The 17,835-nt window shown below is 70.1% G+C and carries 13 protein-coding genes; 2 read left to right on the top strand and 11 right to left on the bottom strand.

Going from position 1 to position 17,835, the window contains the following annotated elements; all coding sequences use genetic code 11:
* The first annotated feature begins 122 nt into the window (after nucleotides 1-122).
* The gene (locus KY469_07245) at nucleotides 123-1,058 is read left to right on the top strand and encodes a hypothetical protein (GenBank protein MBW3662879.1); all 936 of its coding nucleotides are present in this window, start codon (nucleotides 123-125) and stop codon (nucleotides 1,056-1,058) included.
* Nucleotides 1,059-1,067: 9 nt separating this feature from the next.
* On the opposite strand, the gene KY469_07250 is transcribed toward KY469_07245, so the two are convergent.
* The 8 genes from KY469_07250 to KY469_07285 form a co-directional block, all read right to left on the bottom strand.
* Nucleotides 1,068-2,075 (bottom strand): hypothetical protein, encoded by a 1,008-nt coding sequence (locus KY469_07250; GenBank protein MBW3662880.1) that lies wholly within the window; start codon nucleotides 2,073-2,075, stop codon nucleotides 1,068-1,070.
* A gap of 85 nt (nucleotides 2,076-2,160) precedes the next feature.
* On the bottom strand, nucleotides 2,161-3,174 hold the full coding sequence (locus tag KY469_07255; GenBank protein MBW3662881.1) for a glycerophosphodiester phosphodiesterase: 1,014 nt from the start codon (nucleotides 3,172-3,174) through the stop codon (nucleotides 2,161-2,163).
* 4 nt (nucleotides 3,175-3,178) lie between these two features.
* Entirely contained in the window at nucleotides 3,179-4,651 is a 1,473-nt protein-coding gene (locus tag KY469_07260; protein ID MBW3662882.1) for a twin-arginine translocation signal domain-containing protein, read from the bottom strand.
* Nucleotides 4,652-4,862: 211 nt separating this feature from the next.
* Nucleotides 4,863-5,948: a hypothetical protein gene (locus KY469_07265; protein MBW3662883.1), complete on the bottom strand. Its 1,086-nt coding sequence runs from the start codon at nucleotides 5,946-5,948 to the stop codon at nucleotides 4,863-4,865.
* Between the two features lie 79 nt (nucleotides 5,949-6,027).
* Nucleotides 6,028-7,350 carry a DUF2254 domain-containing protein gene (locus tag KY469_07270; protein ID MBW3662884.1) on the bottom strand — a complete coding sequence of 441 codons (1,323 nt, stop codon included), beginning with the start codon at nucleotides 7,348-7,350 and terminating at the stop codon, nucleotides 6,028-6,030.
* Between the two features lie 3 nt (nucleotides 7,351-7,353).
* Nucleotides 7,354-8,889 carry a M20/M25/M40 family metallo-hydrolase gene (locus KY469_07275; protein MBW3662885.1) on the bottom strand — a complete coding sequence of 512 codons (1,536 nt, stop codon included), beginning with the start codon at nucleotides 8,887-8,889 and terminating at the stop codon, nucleotides 7,354-7,356.
* Between the two features lie 55 nt (nucleotides 8,890-8,944).
* Nucleotides 8,945-12,391, bottom strand: a complete 3,447-nt coding sequence (locus tag KY469_07280) for a CehA/McbA family metallohydrolase (protein ID MBW3662886.1) — start codon at nucleotides 12,389-12,391, stop codon at nucleotides 8,945-8,947.
* Entirely contained in the window at nucleotides 12,376-12,537 is a 162-nt protein-coding gene (locus tag KY469_07285) for a hypothetical protein (protein ID MBW3662887.1), read from the bottom strand. Before KY469_07285 ends, KY469_07280 begins: the two co-directional genes overlap by 16 nt.
* Before the next feature lie 136 nt (nucleotides 12,538-12,673).
* Here KY469_07285 and KY469_07290 point away from each other — a divergent pair, with 136 nt between their 5' ends.
* Nucleotides 12,674-13,162, top strand: coding sequence for a Uma2 family endonuclease (locus tag KY469_07290; GenBank protein MBW3662888.1), 489 nt, complete (start codon nucleotides 12,674-12,676; stop codon nucleotides 13,160-13,162).
* A gap of 6 nt (nucleotides 13,163-13,168) precedes the next feature.
* Here the strand turns inward: KY469_07290 and KY469_07295 are convergent, their stop codons facing one another.
* The 3 genes from KY469_07295 to KY469_07305 form a co-directional block, all read right to left on the bottom strand.
* A complete protein-coding gene (locus KY469_07295) occupies nucleotides 13,169-13,771 on the bottom strand; it encodes a hypothetical protein (protein ID MBW3662889.1) in 603 nt (200 codons plus the stop codon).
* A gap of 181 nt (nucleotides 13,772-13,952) precedes the next feature.
* The gene (locus KY469_07300; GenBank protein MBW3662890.1) at nucleotides 13,953-15,704 is read right to left on the bottom strand and encodes a CocE/NonD family hydrolase; all 1,752 of its coding nucleotides are present in this window, start codon (nucleotides 15,702-15,704) and stop codon (nucleotides 13,953-13,955) included.
* Nucleotides 15,705-15,718: 14 nt separating this feature from the next.
* Nucleotides 15,719-17,824, bottom strand: a complete 2,106-nt coding sequence (locus KY469_07305; GenBank protein ID MBW3662891.1) for a hypothetical protein — start codon at nucleotides 17,822-17,824, stop codon at nucleotides 15,719-15,721.
* Between the last annotated feature and the right edge of the window lie 11 nt (nucleotides 17,825-17,835).

Here is a 17,835-nt window from a genome sequence, read left to right on the forward strand (position 1 = left end):
GGGTAGTGTCCGATGGTGGTGGCCCGACGCCCCAGGCCGCTGGGGCAGGGGCGACGCAAGTCGCCCCGTCCGGCCCACCTCTACCGTCCAGGGGAACGTCGGAGAGACAACGGAGGGTGAACGTGAGGGCACGCATGCGATGGACCACGCTGCTGGCGCTCGTCGTTGGGCTCGGTGCCTTGCTGCTGACGGCGGCGGCGCCGGCGGACGTCGAGGCGGATCCGCTGGCCGGCTACCCCGAGGGCAGCCAACTGCTCGAGGGCGGGGCGGTGGCGGTACCGATGAGAGCTCCGTCACCCGACTGGCTGACCCCGGAGCTGCGCCAGAAGGCATCGGAGGCGGCCGGACGCGGCATGGGCGTCGACATCGAGACCGGTGAGCTGGTCTCGGCGAGCGCGGCCAGCCAGTTCCTGTTCATCCGCCCCGGGACGTGGATGATCGCCCCGGCGTGGTGCACGATGGCGTTCGTGACCGGCAGCCCCGGTTCGTACTCCATCACCACCGCCGGGCACTGCTTCGACGGCCGCTCCGAGGTGATCGTGCTGACCGCGCCGTCGCTCATCTTCGCGATCGGCACCGGCAACGGGCACGCCGGACCGGTCGGCAACGACCACGGCAGCGTCAAGATCTATCCCGAGTTCCAGACGTACGTCGATGCCGACACCGCCGTCGTCGGCGGCCCTGGCCCCGCCGCGAGCTGCGGCAGCTCCAGCGTCGTCGCCACCATCACTAACCCCGTCCCCGTCAAGCACTTCGGTCACGGTGTGGCGATCGGGACCGGCGGAACCCCCCGTGCAGGGGTGAGCACCCACGCGAACAACCGCGACCCGTTCATCGAGGGCGGCTTCAGCGACCGCGCGGTGTATTGGTTCGGCGCCGCGACGCCGGGAGACTCCGGATCGCCCGTGATGACCGCCGCCACGCCGGAGTGCCCGCTCGGTGAGGCGCTGGCGATCCTGACCCACCTCGTCGTCGTCGGGCACAACGCGCAGTACATCGCCGGGACCCCGGTCAGCAAGATCGGGACCGCGACCGTCGGCAACGGCCTCCCCGTCTAACGCGTCCGGTCAGCTGGCGGGGGTCAGGGTCCCGGGCGAGACGTCCAGGGTGGCCGCGGCGCCGGGCGTGCCCAGCCAGTTCTTGGCGTGCACCTCGAAGAACGTGCAGTCGGACACGCCAGACAGCGAGACCGTCTCGGCCTGAACGCCGCCGGTGAGGTTGTTGCCGGTGGAGGCGGCGATCTCGTTGCCGTCCGCGTCGAACACGTGCAGGTCGTAGTCCCCGCGCAGGTCCGGCTGGGTCGGCTCATCCCAGTCGAGGGTGATGCTCAGCGACTGCGCCCCCGCGTACTGCGACGGCACGTCGAGCACGTACGCGAACGCGTTCACCGACGCCGCCGCGAGTCCGGTCTGATCGCCGATCCCCTGGTCGACGACGCTGGTGGGATCCGGGGTGCCCCCGCGGAAGGACTCGCCGGTCCCGGCGGCCAACAGCGCGCTCGCTCCTTCGGGGAGTTCGCACGGGGTGTCGACGTGGTCGCCCTGGAGGTTGCTGATCCCCACGTCCAGCGTCGCCTCCGCACCGGGCGTGCCCAGCCAGTTCTTGGCGTGGACGATGACCTGGGTGCACTGCTCGACACCGGAGAGGAAGACCGTCTCGGCCTGGGCACCGCCCAGGAGGTTGTCGCCGGTGGAGGCGGCGATCTCGTTGCCCTCGGCGTCGAACACGTGCAGGTCGTAGTCCCCGCGCAGGTCCGGCTGGGTGGGTTCATCCCAGTCGAGCGTGATGGTCACGGTCGCCGTGTCGGCCGGCGCGATGTCGACGAGGTAGTGGAACGCCGTGACCGACACGCCGGCCAGGCCGGTCTGGTCGCCGATGCCCTGGTCGATGAGGCTGGTCGGATCGGGCGTGCCCCCACGGAAGGACTCCAAAGTGCCGTGCACCCCGATCGCCTCGGCGCCTTCCACCGCGGCGCACGGTTCCGTCGGTGGTGCGAGCTCGGGATCGTGCATGGCGATCGAGCTCACCGCCAGTACCCCGAGTGCGACGAGCGGTAGCGCGGGTCGGATCTGCATCGTTATCTCTCCAGCCGGTGGCCTTCTCGCTTGTGGACCTTCGACACGCACCCTCCCGGTTCCTGCCGACATCCCGGAACAGCGATCAGGGGTCCTGGGGGCACTCGCCGTCGATCGGGGCGGGACACGGAGGGACGGGGATCGCGGCGTCCCACCCGATGTGCCTCTCGGCGAGGACCTGCTCGAGCAGGCTGGGACGGTTGGTCATGATCCCATCCACCCCGAGGTCGATGAGGCGCTCCATCTCGGCTCGGGAGTCGATGGTCCACGCGTGAACGGCGAGGTCGTTGGCGTGCGCGTCGGCGACGAAGTCGGCGGTGACGACCTCGATGCCGCTGTAGCTGGGCGGGACCTGCAACGCGTGGTGGATCACCAGCGGGACGCCGGGTGCGGCGGCCTGAGTGGAGGCGACGAACGCCCCGGCCCCCACGAGGCCCGGGGCGGTGTGCACGTCGGGGGCGTGGGTCTTGAACTCCAGCACCGCCTGGTCCTCGAACGACACGACGATCACGTCGTCGGTGCGCTCGAACTCGGCGAGCAGGTCCGCGATCGCCTGGGCGTTCGCCGACATGGTCTGGGGAGCCTCGGGTTTGATCTCGATATTGAGCGGCACGCCTGGGAAGGTCTCGAGCACCTCACGCAGCGTCGGGATGCGGAACCACTCCGGCACGTAGCCCGGCACCGGATCGCGGTCGCGGGTCGCCATCCCGCGCCACAGGTAGTCCGCCTCGGGGCGGCCGGTGGCCGGGTAGCCGCCCTTCACGGCCCAGTACGCGGCGTCGAGCGCTTGCACCTCGGCCAGGGTCAACTCGGCCACCCGCCCCGAACCGTTCGTGGTCCGGTCGACGGTGGAGTCGTGGATGACGACGACGTGACCGTCGGAGGTGATGGCGACGTCGGTCTCGAGCACGTCGACGCCCCGCAGCAGCCCCTCGCGGTAGGCGTAGAGCGTGTTCTCGGGCCACTCGAACGCCCCGCCGCGGTGGGCCTGGTTCAGCACCCGGCGCTCGAGCCACGGGTTGTGAGAGGCGGCGGTCGTGAACGCCGGTAGTGCTGCGGCCGCGATGGCCGCGACGAGGAGGAGTCGCAGGATGGGCATCGGGTCAGCCCGCGACGTCGAGGTAGAACGGGGACGTGTAGGCGATGGCCTTGCCGAGCCCGGCGTAGTCGGTGCTCGCTGCGCGACCGTCGGCGCCCTGGTCGGGGTCGGTCAGGCGCACGAAGAGCCAGTCGCCGTCGGCGCGATCGACCTCGAGCTCCACCGTGATCAGCTCACCCTCCTCGCCCGGGACGACCGCGGTCGCCGCTGATGCGATGCTCGGGAGCTGGTCACCGGGACGGCAGACCTGCACGCCGATGGTGCGTCCGGTCCAGTCGTCGCCGGGGTCGCTGAAACCCGACGGTGGCGTGACCACGCCCCGCGCGAGATCGAGCTCGATGCGCACCGTGCCGCCGTCGTGTGCCAGCGCGGATCCCATCCGCGCGTCCTCCCCACTGGAGAGCGAGGTGGCACGCGCGTCCAACCGCAGACCCAGGACGTTGGTCGCGAAGAAGCGCCGCTGGAGCATCGCCTGCTTGACGCCGTCGGGTCCGAGGTCGTCGACCCACAGCCCTCCTCGGCCCTTACCCTCCTCGAACCCCCACTCCGTTCCATGCTCGTCGGTTACGCCGAGCAGGCCCGGGCGCCAGCCCGCGTTGAGGCACTGGTTGATGGGCGAGGGGCGTCCACGGTCGACCGCCCTGAACAGGTAGTCCTCGCGGCGGTTGAACACCTCGAGGCTGACGAGCCGCTCCTGCAGCGCGGCGTCGTACCAGAAGTCCTGGAAGCGGCCGACCTCGCGTCCGGGATGGTTGAACCCGGCGATCCCGTCGAGGCCGCCGACGCCGTTGGAGGGCTCGAGCTTGAGCCACTCGTAGAACAGACGCATGCCCTCGCCGACGTTGCCGGTGGCGATGAGGGCGTCGATCTGTTCGGCGAGTTCCTGCGGGAAGTCGCCGTCGCTCTCGTCGTGGAGGAAGTCGCCGGCGTTGTTGCCGCGCCCCGCGCCTCCCGTGTGCAGCGGATCGGTGTAGTTCTCGCTGAACCACACGTTCATGTGGCCCAGCGACGGGCTCGACCACTCGAAGCCGCGGAGCGCGAGGAACTCCTCGGAGGTCGCGGCCTCGGCGTAGGCACGTGTCTGCTCCCAGCTCGCGTCGTTGAGGCCGAAGAAGCCGCCGCACGTCGTTCGCTCGGGTCCGAACACGTCGCAGGGGAAGCCTCCGGGGAGCCCCCAGCTCACCGTGGTGTGGTCGGTGAGCGCCGCGATGTCGAGGCCGGCCGACCGCATCGACAGGTACGCCGCGCTGGCCTCGCCGGCGCCGTCGGACAGCAGCGTGTGGTTGTGCAGGTCGGCGTGGACCACGCGCGTCCCGGGGAACAGCCGGGACTCACGAGCGGTGCCGTAGTTGTCCTGCGCCCCGAGCGTGGGGCCGAGCGGAGCGAACAACCCGCGGTTGCGCAGCAGGGGCGGCATCAGAAGCAACGCCCCCGCGCTGCTACTGCCCTTGAGGAAGTCGCGTCTCGAGAGGTCCATGGGTCGTGCTCCGTGGAGAGTGATCATGTGGACGTGACCGGTGTCCTCGGGGCGGACGGGTCCTACTTCGCCGCTCCGCGTCCCTTCTCCTACCCGTGGAACAGCTCGGGCCGGGGCGCCACCCGCCCCGGCCCGAACGGGCCGATCCTCTCGCGCAGGTCCGTTGGCCACCCGAGCCCCAGCTCCTGCGGACCGCGCGGATCGGTGCCAATCAGTCGATCGTGATCGTCACCAGGACCTCGTGCTCACCCGCGAAGTTGCAGCCCCGGAGATCCCACTCGCGGGGCTCGAAGGCGGCGAAGTGGGTCTCCTCCGCGATGGCGCCGCCGCCGCCGCTCGCGGCCGCGTCGTCGACGAACAGGTCCCAGTCGAGCTTGTTCCACAGCTTGATCGTGATGGTCTTCCCGGAGTACCCGGACAGGTCGACGGTCTGCTCGGTGACACTCCCCGGCGCGTTCTCAGGGATCCAGTCGTAACACTCGGGACCGGACATGCCGCCGGGTGTGGCGCTCATGGTGAAGCTCAGGTCGAAGTGCAGGGGTCCACCGACGCTCCGGGAACTCCCGGTGTCGTCGGAGGTCGCGTAGAACTCACCGTCCTCGCCGTCGGTGTCGAACATCGCGCTGTACCACACCTCCGCGAGGTGGTGGCCGCTCTCGCCGAGCGGGTTGATCTCGGTGCCCCACCGCACGTCGATCCAGAACCCAGGGACGTACTCGGTGATGGTGGTGCTCACGATGTTGCCGTCCACGTCGGTCGCCTGGTCTTCGATCACCTGGCAGTCCTCGGCGGCGACGTCACCAGAGACCGTGAAGGTCGTCGAGTACGCGTAGCTCAGGGCATCGGGGCCCTCCGCGAGGTTGGCGCAGTCGCCGTCGCGCACGTCACCCGAGACCCCCATGAAGTAGTCGTCCGCACCATCGGGTGCGCCCTGACCGCTCTCCAGCGACGAGACGTGCGGTGAGTGGCGCAGCATCGTCAGAGGGAACGGGTCCCCGGTACCGACATCCATGAGAGCCGTCGTGCTGAACTTGAGTCCGAACGCCCCCTTCGCTAGGAGTTCGCCGTCGAGCCCCAAGGATTCGTCGTAGGTGACGATCAGCCGGTGCTCGTCGAACGCTGGCACCTCTTCGTTCGCGTTCGGTGGCAACCAGTTGAGGCTGCCGACCGGGTCGGTCTCCTGCGCATGGCCGGGCACCGACCAGCCGAGTTCGTCGACCGACACGTCGGTGGATGGAGCCGTGAAGCCGACGACGAGCGCGACGACGACGGCGATGAAGGTTGCGTGACGGAGCATGGGTTCCCTCCAGGTCTCTCCCACGAGCCTCTCTCCCGGTGAGACTTCGCGCTCCGAAGGTCGAGTTCCTGCCTGATCCTCAGATCTCTTCCAGGAGTCCCGCAGCCGTGGCGGAGCGTCGGATCCGCTGCACGTCGTGGTCGAGGTGGCCCACCGACTCGAACGTGGCGACGATCAGCTCGGCTTGGCGCCGAAGCGGCTCCGCTCGGCCGCTCAGATCTGCCCGCTCCACGACGCCGTTCAGCCGCTCGAGCGTGTGCAGCAGCGCGACGACGACGCCGGGCTGCGGCGCGGCAGCGATCCGGATCTGGTCGAACGCGCGGTGGACGAAGTCGGCGTGCGTCGGGTCGTGCGGTCGGTACAGGACACGATCGTCAGGTCCCCGCTGGACCCGTGGCGGCAGGTCGCGGGTGAGGAGGTCACCGACGACCGCGCCGAGGCTGACGAGGACGTCGTGGGCGGTGGTCGGGTCGTTGATCCCCGGCGACAGCGCCCTCAGGGCGATGTCGACGAGTTGGCGGATGCCGAACAGCACGTCCTGCTGCATCGTCCGCCCCCGACCGAACCCGAACGCTCCGGTGAGGCGGTCGTTCAGCGCGTCCGGGTCGTCCGGCGGCGGCCACACCGTGACCAGCGGAGCGCCCTCCGTGACGAAGGTGCCGATCCGGACGTCCAGACTCGCGGATGCGCCCGGTGGCAGGGCGCGCAGGACGCCCTCGCTGTCGAGCTGCTGGACCCACCCGTCCCGCGGAGCCGGCACGACGTGGGCGTCGCCATGAGGACGGGCGATGTCGGTGACCACGATGTCCTCGCGCTCGCCCGGCGGGGGGAAGAGCGATGCGATGCGGTCCCGCGTCTCCTGCGTCACGCGCGCGATGATCTCACCCACCTGCATCGACCGGGCGCTGTGATCGATGAAGGCGACGATGGCGAGGATCGCGGTGGCGGCCAGCACGACGGCGACCGTGAGCCCCAGGTTCCGCGTGACCGCCGGCTCGCCGTCCGCGATCCCCGACGCTCGGGTCTGGGTCAGCAGCAGCAGCGCGTACGTGAACGTTCCCACGACCACGCCGATGACCACCTGGCTGAAGCGGTCACGGAGGAAGCCTCGTAGCACGCGGGGCGAGAACTGGCTGGAGGCGAGCTGGACCGAGACGACCGTGACCGAGAAGACGATACCGGCGACCGTAATCGTCGCCCCGGCGATCGTGGACAGGACCGAGCGTGCGCTGTCCACGCTGGCGCTCAGCAGTATCGGCACATCCCCGAGCTGGGGTCCGTAGCGCTCGTCAGCGGTGGTGACGAGCCAGGTCGCGAGCGCTGCCGCGACCACGAACAGGGCGGGGATGTAGAACAGGCTGCCGCGGACCCGCTCGGCGATGGCGCGCAGACGGATGAGCACGGTTCAGCGGCGCAGCAGATCGGCGCGCCCCGCCAGCTCCTGGAACAGCAACGCCTCGCTGAGGCAGGCCTTGAGGAAGTCCCCCAGGTGGAGCGACTCGTCCTCGCCGTGGGCGTTGGTGCGCGGGTCCTCGAGCCCGGTGAGCAGGCACGGCGCACCACCGAACGCGTCACTGAACGGCTGCACGAACGGGATGGAACCGCCGCACCCGATGAGCGCCGGGGCGCGGCCGAAGGCCGCGGTCATCGAAGCGGTCGCGGCGTCGAACGCCGGTCCCTCCGGGTCGGTCACCCAGGCGGGGTTGTGCGCCCCGACCTCGGTGTGGAGCTGCAGGCCCCACGGCACGTGGGCGCGGAGGTGCTCCTCGACGAGATGGAGGCCGCGTTCGGGATCCTGACCCGGCGCGAAACGGAGGGAGAGCTTGGCGCGCGCCTCGGCGACGAGCTGGTTGGAGGCGTCCCGCACGGATGGGGCGTCGACACCGATGACGGTGATGGTGGGCTGGAGCCAGATCCGCTCCCACAGTCCGAGGTCGGGGTCGCCGGTCCACGCGACGCCCTCGAGCACACCGGCTTCCTCGCGGATGGCGTCGGCGTCGTCGCCGAGCGCCCCGATGAGCTCGCGTTCGCGCTGGCTCGGCGCGCGGACGTCGTCGTGGAAGCCGGGGACGGCGGGGCGCCCCTGGTCGTCGTGCAGGCACGCGAGGAGGCGGGTCAGCCCGGTCAGCGCGTCGGGGATGGGGCCGCCCCACATGCCGCTGTGCACCGGCTGCTCGAGCGCCCGCAGCGTGACGTACAGCTCCCCCATGCCGCGCAGGCTGTAGGTGAGCCCGGGCCAGCCGACCTTCCAGTTGGTCAGGTCGGTCAGGACGATCACGTCAGCGACGAGCACGTCACGGTAGGCCTTCAGGAACTCCGCGAGGTGGGGCGAGCCGATCTCCTCCTCCCCCTCGATGATGACCTTCACGTTGACCGGCAGCGCCTCGCGCGTGCGCAGCCACGCCTCGACGGCCGCGACGTGGACCATGATCCCGGCCTTGTCGTCCGCAGCGCCGCGCCCGTACAGCCGGCGGTCGCGTTCCGTTGGCTCGAACGGCGGCGAGGTCCAGTTCTGGGGTGTGCCGACCGGTTGGACATCGTGGTGCGCGTACAGCAGGACGGTCGGGGCGCCGTCACCGGCCTCGAGCCACTCGCCGTACACGTACGGGTGGGTGTCCTCGAGCTCCAGCCGGCGCACCTCGTTCAGCCCGGCGGCCTCCAGGTGGCGCGCGGTGAGCTCCGCCGAGCGGCGTACCGGTTCGTGGTCGTGTCCCGCGAAGCTGATCGAGGGGATCTCGACGAGGTCACGGAGCCGGTTGACGGTGTGGTCGAACCTCCGGGCGACCTCCTCGGCCACGTCCTCGAGGCCCACCGGGACGACGGTCTCGTCGGGCAGGTCGGTCACGTGCACGGCTCCGAGGTCGGCGGGGCCGCAGTCTGCCCCATCCACCACCCGCGGGGTCTCGGCGGCCGTGTCCCCTCCGCATCCGCGCTGGTACATCGCAACCGTGGAGGATGCGATGTAGCAACATCGATGTGCTAGACGGGCGCTGGTCTCACGCGGGGTCGATGAGGTAGACGGCAGCGGAGTTTCGCTCGGGCAGGGTCACGTCGATGCCGCCCCGCAGCTGCTCCGTCCCGAACGTGCCCAGCACCTCGCCGGTCACCAGGTCGGTGAGCGTGAACGCGCCGTCGCCCCGCACGCCCCGCAGCGCCACCGACCTCGTGGCGCCCTCGGCGTCCTGGCGGTAGACGGCGACCGCCCCGCGCTGCGATGCCGCGTCCCAGAACTGCAGGCCCGTCCAGGTGTCGCCCGGCAGCGGATCGTCCAGCAGCGGGTAGGTCAGCGAGGTGAACCGGTCGCGGTGCGTCTTGTACCGCTCGACCCACGCCGCAGCGACGTCGAGCTCGTCCTCGGTGAAGCGGGTGAGGTCGCGGAAGAACGTGACGTGGCTGCCCAGCATCGTCGCCGCGAGGTAGTCGGCCGACCAGCCCTGCCCGGTGCGCGACATCGCGCCCTGGCCGATGGTGGAGCCGGGGACGTACGGGGCGAGCACCCAGAGGTTGTGCAGCGCCTCGTTGGGGCGGGGCCCGCCGTTGGCGTACCACGACGGCCCGCGCGCGGCCGACTCGAACGGGAACAGCCGGTAGTCGTTGGTCTCGTCGATCTGGAAGGTCACGTCCGGGTAGCTGACGATGAGCCGGTCCACCATCGCCACGAACTCCTCGCGGTACTCGTACGCGTCGACCCCATCGGCGCCGAGGCAGTCGACCCACGCGAGGAAGTCGAACTTGAAGTAGCGCGCCCCGTAGAGGTCGATGGCGCGGCGGATGCGCGACTCGATGTGATCGATGAGGACGCCGTCGGGGCCCAGGCCCCGCGGGTTCCAGGTCCCGAGACCGGCCTCGTTCGACGACGAGTCCGGCTCGACCGTGTTGTAGACCGCGAGCCCGTCGCCGACCGGGGTGCACGCCCAGGTCGGGTTGTCGCGGTACGCCTGCGCCGCGGGGTTGAACTGCATCGGCGTGAACCACAGGCCCAGCCGCATCCCGCCGTTGTCGGCGAGCACGTCCCGGACCGCGGTGAACTCGCTGTCGGGGAACCGCGGCGGCCACCCGGTGGTGTCGGCGCGCGGCTCGGGGCAGTCGGGCGAGTCGGGACACCAGTCACCGGAGGCTGCCTGCCAGCCGTCGTCGAGCACGAACGTCTCGATCCCGATGCGTCCCGCGAGCTGCGCCTGACGCACGGTCTCGTCGAGGTCCATGTCGTCCTTGGCGCCCGTGGAGATGCGGTTGGAGTCGACGCCGTTGGAGTTGAACACCACGTCGCCGACCTTCCAGCCCGACCAGGCGTGCTCGGTGAGGTAGCGGTGGTGCTGCCAGGGCTCGTCGTCGGCGTCCGCCCCGAACCCGGAGAACACCCGCTCCAGCTCGAGCGGGGCGCCGGGGCGCACGACCCGGGTGCGCATCTCGGCCGGCGTGGGGTTGTCGACGTGAACGTCGCTCTCGAACGGACCGAGGTAGGCGAGGTCGTCGCCGAGGTCGACGTGGACACGTGCCTGCGCGCCGTCGAACGCCGCTCGCGACGAGTCGTAGTTGACCCGCTGGAGCACCGCGAACCAGCGCGGATCGTCGCCGGTCGCGAGGTCGCCGTCGCTGTCGATGCTCAGCCACTGGGCCGTGACGTCGAGCGTCTCGCCGGTCGTGGTGTGGCGGTGGTCCTGGCCGGCGTGCGATCCACCGAACGGCTCGACCGCGGGCGCCCACTCGAACACGTCGTCGGAGCCGCGCCAGTCGTAGCCCGCGTTGAAGTGGTGCGCCGCGACCGCGGCACCCTCCAGCCCGTCGGCGACCTCTAGCGTGTACCCGGTGTACCGGCCCGGCAGCAGGACAGTGGTGTCGATCTGGTAGCCGGCGATGCCGGGGTAGAGCGTGTACGTCCGCTGGGCCGCAGGTACGCCCGACAGCGCGAGGTCGAACGTGACCGCCAGACCACCGCCCGCCACCTGCGTCGAGCGGACGTCGGTGACGTCGAGCGCGAGGTTCAGCGCCTCGCGCCGGCCTGCCACGTCGAGGTGGAACTCGTGGCTGTTGCTGACGGTGAGGTCGGTGCGCAGATCGGTCATCGCGGTGGTGCGGAAGCCGTCGCCCGCCCACGTCCGCGACACGACGTCGTTGGTCAGCGTGACCTCGTCCCCGTCGACCACGAGCCGCACCGGCGAGTCGCGGCTCGGGGCGTCGCCGCTGAGGTAGATCGGAGAGGACAGCGCGGCCATCAGCAGGCGGTTGCGGCAGTAGGTCGTGTCGCCGCCGAGGGCGTCGTCGCACGCCGTCGCGCGCTCGTCGGGCGCGTCCTCACCGAACACCTCTACCCGGAGCCAGGTCGTGCCCTCGGGGGCGGTCAGGACCTGCTCGAAGTCGTCGCTGTCGACCTGCACGTCGCCGAACGGGGCCGCCCCCTCGTCGGTCACGACCCGCAGCAGCGTCCCGGCGGCGTGCTCCGCGCGGATCCGGATGGTCGAGGACGCCGGGAGGGTGTCGCCGATCATGGCATCCCAGACGCCGTCGCCGTCGGTATCCGCGTCGATGAAGACCCGTGGTCCCTTCGACACGGGAGGCTGGTGACTGATCGTCGTTCGGCCCGCGGCCAGCGCCTCGAGGACGCCCCGCTCGGACCGGTCGGTCACGTACACCCAGGTGGTCGGCTGGCCGACGCCGTTGCCCGGCGTGGTCGCCTTCCAGTGGTTGTCGCTGCCTCCGGTCGCCCCGACGTGGTGACCCGCGTCGAGGAAGTCGTTGTAGAACCTCAGCGCGGTGTCGTTGTTGGAGCCCGACGGCAGCGGCGGCTGGTAGGGCCAGGGGATGTTCCACACCTCGATGGTGTCGGGCACGACGTCGTGGCCGTAGCCCCAGTCGAAATCGGCGAGGTCGTGGGTGGCCGAGTCCACCGGATGGTTGATCTGGAACACCCCGTCCGCCTCACGCAGCGCGTCGGCGATGGCGTTCACGTCGTCCGCATCGGTGTCGCCGTCACCGTCACGGTCCTTGTCGTACACCTCCGTGGCGCCGTGCATCTGGGCGTGGCCGGACAGCGACTTCTCGTACGAGCGCACCGGGGTGACCCCGTACGCCCCGAAGCCCGGCGAGGTGTGGCTGCGCACGTCGTTGTGGTCGGTGATGGCGAGGTAGTCCAGGCCGCGCGTCGAGGCGATCCGGAACTGCTCCTCGACCGACCAACCGTAGGTGTAGAACTCGTCCGTCCCGGTGTTGTCGTCGTCCGGACCGGACCACACGTCGTGGCTGTGGTGGGTGTGGACGTGCAGGTCCCCCGCGATCCACTCGCCGTCCGCTGGGTCGGCGGGCGGGGCGGGAGCAGCGGGCCCGAACGGTCGGGCGGATGTGCCCGGCACGGCGAGTTCGCTGCGGGTGGTACCGGGGAGCGTCGCGCCGAGCGACGCCGCCCCGAGCGCGAGGACGGTCAGCAGGGTCAACGGGCGTCGCACGGCTCAGGCCTCCGTGTCGTGGTGTTGCCCCAGCGGTCACGCCCCGTCACGAGTACGGGTCCGCTGACGTCGGGGCAGGTCGCCTCGGCGGCGACCGCGAGCGCGGTGGCCGCGGTGAGCACGAGGAGCGAACGGGCGCGCAGCATCGGAGGGATCCCCAAGGAAAGAGCTGACGGCGGTGTCACGGTTGGCTTCGACGTCGGGGCGCTGGCCTCCTGCCCGTCCACAGGCCCAACCTGCTTCTCCCCCTCGGCGTACGCTTCCGGTCGTAGGGTCACGGGCATGGAAGGTCGCCTGATGCAGCCGCCACCGGCCGGCACGACCGGGCTGACGTACGCGGACCTCGCACGCTTCCCCGAGGGCGATCGCAACCGCTACGAGCTGATCGACGGGGAGCTGCTCGTGACCCCAGCGCCGGTGAAGCGCCACCAACTCGCGGTCGCGAACATCGTCCACGCGTTCGTCGGTTACACGCGGGAGCACGGTGGGCAGGTCCTGCCCGCTCCGACCGATGTCCGGGCCACGGACGAGACCCTGCTGGAGCCAGATGTCGTGCTGATCGTCGCCTCCGAGGTCGACCCCGACGAGGACCGGTTCGTGCGGGGCGCGCCGAGCCTGGTGGTGGAGGTGTCGTCGCCGTCGACGCGACACACGGACCTCGTGGGTAAGCGGCGCGTCTACGAGCCGCCGATGCTGCTCGATGCGGTGCGTTTCCCCGGCTTCACGATGCCGGTCCCCGACGCGCTCGGCCGCCGGCCCGGACCTGCGTAGCGTCGATCACTCCGCTTGGCCGTAGATGGCTGCCGCGAGCGAGCGGTCACAGCCGCTCGCTCGTAACGTGGCCTCGCGACGCTCGATGTCCCCGCGCGTGGGTGCGATCGATGCCAAGCCGATCGCGGCGAGGACCAGGCCGATCAGGTACGGCCACAGCGCCTCGACCAGGAAGCTGCCGACGAAACCGAACAGGGCCGCGCTCTCGGCGAAGGCGATCCCGAGGAACATCCATGTCGAGTAGGAGCGTGCCAGCTCCGATGCTCCGGAGCAGTCCAGCGGGAGGCGGCGCGCCCACCACACGCCACCCAGCGCCACGATGCCGAGACCGACGACACCGGCAGCGACCGCCCCGGTGCTGGCCTGGGCCGGCTCGTCCGACGGGAAGATGAACAGCAGCACGACGAGGAACAGCGCGTTCGACGCCCCGAACGAGAGGAACACGCTGCGCAGCTGGGTGATGCTCGGCGTGGACGCGTCGTCCTTCCGCAGAGCGCGCATGCGCACGAGGTGCACGAACGGCACGAACAGGAGTAACAGGCCGGACAACGCGGGGCGCCAACCCGGATCCTGCGTGGTGCCGAGGGCCGAAGTGGATGGCTCTCCCACGCTCGTCCTCCCAACCGGACGGCAACGCCGCGACCCTACGTCGTCCCGGTCTCCCCGGCCACCGCCGTCCGGACCGTGCGAGGATGTGGATCGACGCTGCGGATGCAGCGTCGCCAGAGCAAGGGCGACGCCCCCGCCGGGGGGAGGCGGGGGCGTCATGGGGGGTCTGGAGATCGGCCGGTCAGCGCTCCTGGAGGGGAGCGGGCAAGTTGAAGTCCCGCTGCGCGCTGTCGATGAGACCCGCCGGCAGGCTGGTGCCACTGCCCATGAAGGACTGCAGGCGGGGGGTCGTGCCGTCGCTGGAGACGAACTCGTCGCGCTCGAACGTCAGGAACGGCAAGGTGATCGAGCTACCGGCGAGAACGTCGACGGTCTGACGCGTCCCGATGTTGCGGTACTCCTCGCTGTTGGCGCTGCTCACCAGCACTCCGATCCGGTGACCGGCCGGGATCGGCCAGTCCTGTCCGTACATGGTGAAGCTGACGTTGCGTTGCCCTGGCACCGTCCCTCGCACTAGCGACGTCCCGCGCGAGATCATCCGTGTGCGGCCGTCGGGCCCGATGTCGTACACGTTCACGGTCACGTTCGCGTTCGGGACCGTGTCTACGTTGATCGAGGCGGTCGGCTCGCCCGAGAGCCACACGGCGTGTGGCAGGGGCTGGCTGATGGTCCACACGCCCTGGCTCGCGGAGGGCGACAGGCCGCTGCCGCTGCCGTTGTCGGTGTACGAGCCGGCGTTGAGCTCGGTGCCGTAGAGGACGGCGTCGGCCGGCGGCCACGCTTGCTCGGCACGCCAACGACCGAGGATGTCCTGGACCTCGATGGCGGGGTCGTCGATCGGCGGCTCCACGCCCTTGAGGTGCTCGTCGAGGAAGCGCATGGCCTGCTCGATGAAGTCGGCGCGGCCGACGGCCATGGGGCTGTCCTGCGTGCTGCCCGGGTTGTCGCACGCGGCCTGGGTCTCCCACGCGCGGCAGTGGTCGAACTGGCCGTACCACGCCCGGTTCTGGGTCGCGGTCAGGCCGTTGAAGTACTGGAAGGCTCCGTCTGACCGTGTGTTGGTCTCGAGGAAGCCCTGTGTCAGGAACAGCGGCGTGTTCTTGCCGGAGGTGGTCCGCAGCAGGTCGCGCTCGGTCCAGTAATCGCTGTTCTCCCGGTTATCGGCACTCAGCCCGATGTTGGTCGCGTAGCAGTAGCCCTGCGGTGCGCCGTTCACGTGGTACTGCGGCGTGTCGCTGGGGCGCCCGGGCTTGGCGTCGATCGCTTGGAACAGGCCGATGGTGAGCAGCCAGTTGGGGCGCTGGACCCCGTTCATGAAGATGTACTTGTAGCCCGAGTAGACCGGCTCGAGCGACAGCACCGCCGCGAGGCCATCGGGCTGCTCGTCGATGCCCATCAGCCCGGTCCAGCCGTCGTAGCTCTTGCCGAGCAGCGCGACCTTGCCCGTCGACCACGGCTGGCTCGCGGCCCACTCGACCGCCGCCCGGACCGCGCCCTGCTCGCGCTCGCCACCCCAGTCGTTGCAGCCGCCGGAGCCGCCGTTGCCCGGCAGGTCGACCATGACGTACGTGTAGCCCTTCGTCAGGGCGCCGCTCAGATCCAGGAAGTCGTAGAACCGCGGGTTGGGCCCTTCGCCGAACGGGTCGACGTCGAGCGTGGAGCCGTTGTGGTTCGTGTACGGGCTCACGGTCAGGATCACCGGTGTGGGGTTGGTGTCCGTGAGGTCGAGCCCCTTGGGGCGGAGGACGTCGGCGTGGAGGTTGGTGATCCCGTCGTAGGACGGGAAGTAGTGCTCGCTCCAGTCCGCGTCGTCGCGGAGGGCCATCTGCTCCTGCTGCTGCGACGGCTGCGTCGACTGCGTGGCGGGCACGAAGCCCACCAGGCCGACGGCCAGGACGAGCAGTACGAGGAGCGTGGTGCGCGTTGCCTTCATCGGTTCGATCTCCCTCAGGAAGTGGGGGTCACGCGGGCGGTGGCGGTCGCCGACTGCCCACCCGTCTCGGACGTCACGGTCAGGGTCAGGTCATCGGCGGTGGGCGGCTCGTCGCCGTCGGGCACCCGCACGAACACGGGGACCTCGACGGTCTCGCCGATGCCCACCTCGACGACGTCGTGCTGGAGCTGGACCTGCCAGCCCTGTGTGGTCGCGGCTGCGAGCCGGAACAGGTCGATGCCGTTGCCGGTGTTGGTCACGGCGAACGTCACACGGGCGACGTTGCCCGGGGTGGCACTGCCGTCCTGGCCCGTGGCTGTCTCGACGCCCCGTGTGAACGGTGACTGGTCGTCGAGATGGCGGACCGCGACGCGGTAGGTGCGCACGCCGTCGTCACCGACCGTCGTGTCGAGGACGTAGAAGTGCAGCTGGTTGGCCTCGTCGACGTACTCGTCGACGACGCCCTCGCCGGTGCCGGCGCGGAAGGTCGCGTCCGCGAGCTGGCGGTAGTCGCCGAGCGAGATCGGGAACTCCTCGCCGGTCGGCGTGATGTAGTCGAAGATCTCGCGGCCCTCGTGCTCGCCCACGCCGGTGCGAGCGTTGATGTCCTCGGGGTGCGAGTCCTTGACCCAGATGAAGGGCGCGAGGTCGGCGTTCTTGGTCTTGGCGATCAACACACCGCGGTCGGTCAGGAACGAGTCGTAACCGATGCGGTCGACCGCCTCGACCGTGTAGTTGTGGTAACCGCCACCGTCACAATCGTGCTGCTGCGCGGTCGAACACGATGGCGACTCGTCGCGGTCGAGCACGATCTGGATCCCGTGCAGGCCGACGTCGGTCGTGATCGGCGCGAGCGGGTAGGCGCGCGGGAAGATGTCGACCGCGATGACGCCGGCACGCGACAGCGAGTCACGCTCGAGGAACAGCACCTCGTTGGGCTTCATGAAACCCAGGCGCAGCTTGTTGCGCAGCATGTGGTGGCTACCCATCGAACCGCCCTGGTTGGGCGGGATCTGCCACCGGTTGTGGGTGCCGCCGGGACCGTTGAACGTTCCGCGGCTGAGCATGTCCCACGGCCCCGAGTAGCTGCGCCGGACCGGGTTGCCGAACGGGTTGTTGTAGTTGTCCAGCACGCCGAAGATGTGGCTGAGTTCGTGCGCGAAGGTCGACTGACCGTCGCTCTCGCCCTGGGTCGACATCACACCCGGGATCGCGTGCGACCAGATCGACTTCGCCGCGGCGAACGAGGTCCAGTCGATGTAGCGCGTGTTGGCCCAGTTGGGCTTGGACTCGTCGGGGTTGCCGAACTCCTCGGTGACCTCCTCGGGGGTCGCGAACATCATGCGACCGAACTCCTCCCACACCCCGGACTCGTCGTAGCCGGCGTGGAGGAGCCAGCGGAAGTCGTAGTCGTGGCCGCCGTTGGTGGCCATCCCGGTGACGGTGTCGGCGAGCGACGCCTCCAGCAGCTCGGTGTCGAAGTTCTTGTTGCAGGAGTCACCTGCCGGGCACGAACCGCCAGCGCCGCCGACGTCACTCAGGCCGTACTCGTGCTCCTTGCCCTCCATCCGGTAGGGACCGAACGCGTCGGCGTCCACGCCGACGAGCCCGTAGGAGTCCTCGAGCCAGTACTCGTTGACGGTGTGGCCGTGGTTGAGCTCCGACGGTTCACGGATGAGGAAGTCCGCGTACCAGTCGCCGACCTCCTCGCGTGGGATGTCGCCGACGCCGATGGGGTTGTGGACGCCGTCGATGCCGAACAGGTCCGAGCCCTCGGGCTCGGTGACGATGAACTCGCGGTCCTGGAAGTCACCCAGGAGCAGGGCGGCGCGGATCTTCTTCACCGGTTGACGGGGCGGCTCGTTCCAGTCGACGCCAGGGATCGGGGTGTAGTCGTCCCACGTCTGCCACTCGGGCAGCTCCCACGACTCGGGATCGACCGGGGCTGGGAAGTCGGTCAGTCCATCTTGTGGGACCTCCTCGGCGAGGTGGTCGGATGCGACCGATGGCGCGGTGCTCCGCGCGGGCGTCGGGACCGCGGTCGTGTCCGCCCCGAGTGGGGCGAACGCCACCGACAGCGCGGCGAGGCCGGTGAGTGCGGCGGGCAGTCGGGTGCGCATGGGGTGATCGC

This window comes from Actinomycetota bacterium, assembly GCA_019347575.1.
GTDB lineage: Bacteria > Actinomycetota > Nitriliruptoria > Nitriliruptorales > Nitriliruptoraceae > JAHWKY01.

Coding starts and splice junctions, on each gene's coding strand:
- KY469_07290 (MBW3662888.1), top strand. CDS start 12,674: ATGGAAGGTCGCCTGATGCAGCCGCCACCGGCCGGCACGACCGGGCTG.
- KY469_07250 (MBW3662880.1), bottom strand. CDS start 2,075: ATGCAGATCCGACCCGCGCTACCGCTCGTCGCACTCGGGGTACTGGCG.
- KY469_07285 (MBW3662887.1), bottom strand. CDS start 12,537: ATGCTGCGCGCCCGTTCGCTCCTCGTGCTCACCGCGGCCACCGCGCTC.
- KY469_07255 (MBW3662881.1), bottom strand. CDS start 3,174: ATGCCCATCCTGCGACTCCTCCTCGTCGCGGCCATCGCGGCCGCAGCA.
- KY469_07275 (MBW3662885.1), bottom strand. CDS start 8,889: ATGTACCAGCGCGGATGCGGAGGGGACACGGCCGCCGAGACCCCGCGG.
- KY469_07265 (MBW3662883.1), bottom strand. CDS start 5,948: ATGCTCCGTCACGCAACCTTCATCGCCGTCGTCGTCGCGCTCGTCGTC.
- KY469_07260 (MBW3662882.1), bottom strand. CDS start 4,651: ATGGACCTCTCGAGACGCGACTTCCTCAAGGGCAGTAGCAGCGCGGGG.
- KY469_07305 (MBW3662891.1), bottom strand. CDS start 17,824: ATGCGCACCCGACTGCCCGCCGCACTCACCGGCCTCGCCGCGCTGTCG.
- KY469_07300 (MBW3662890.1), bottom strand. CDS start 15,704: ATGAAGGCAACGCGCACCACGCTCCTCGTACTGCTCGTCCTGGCCGTC.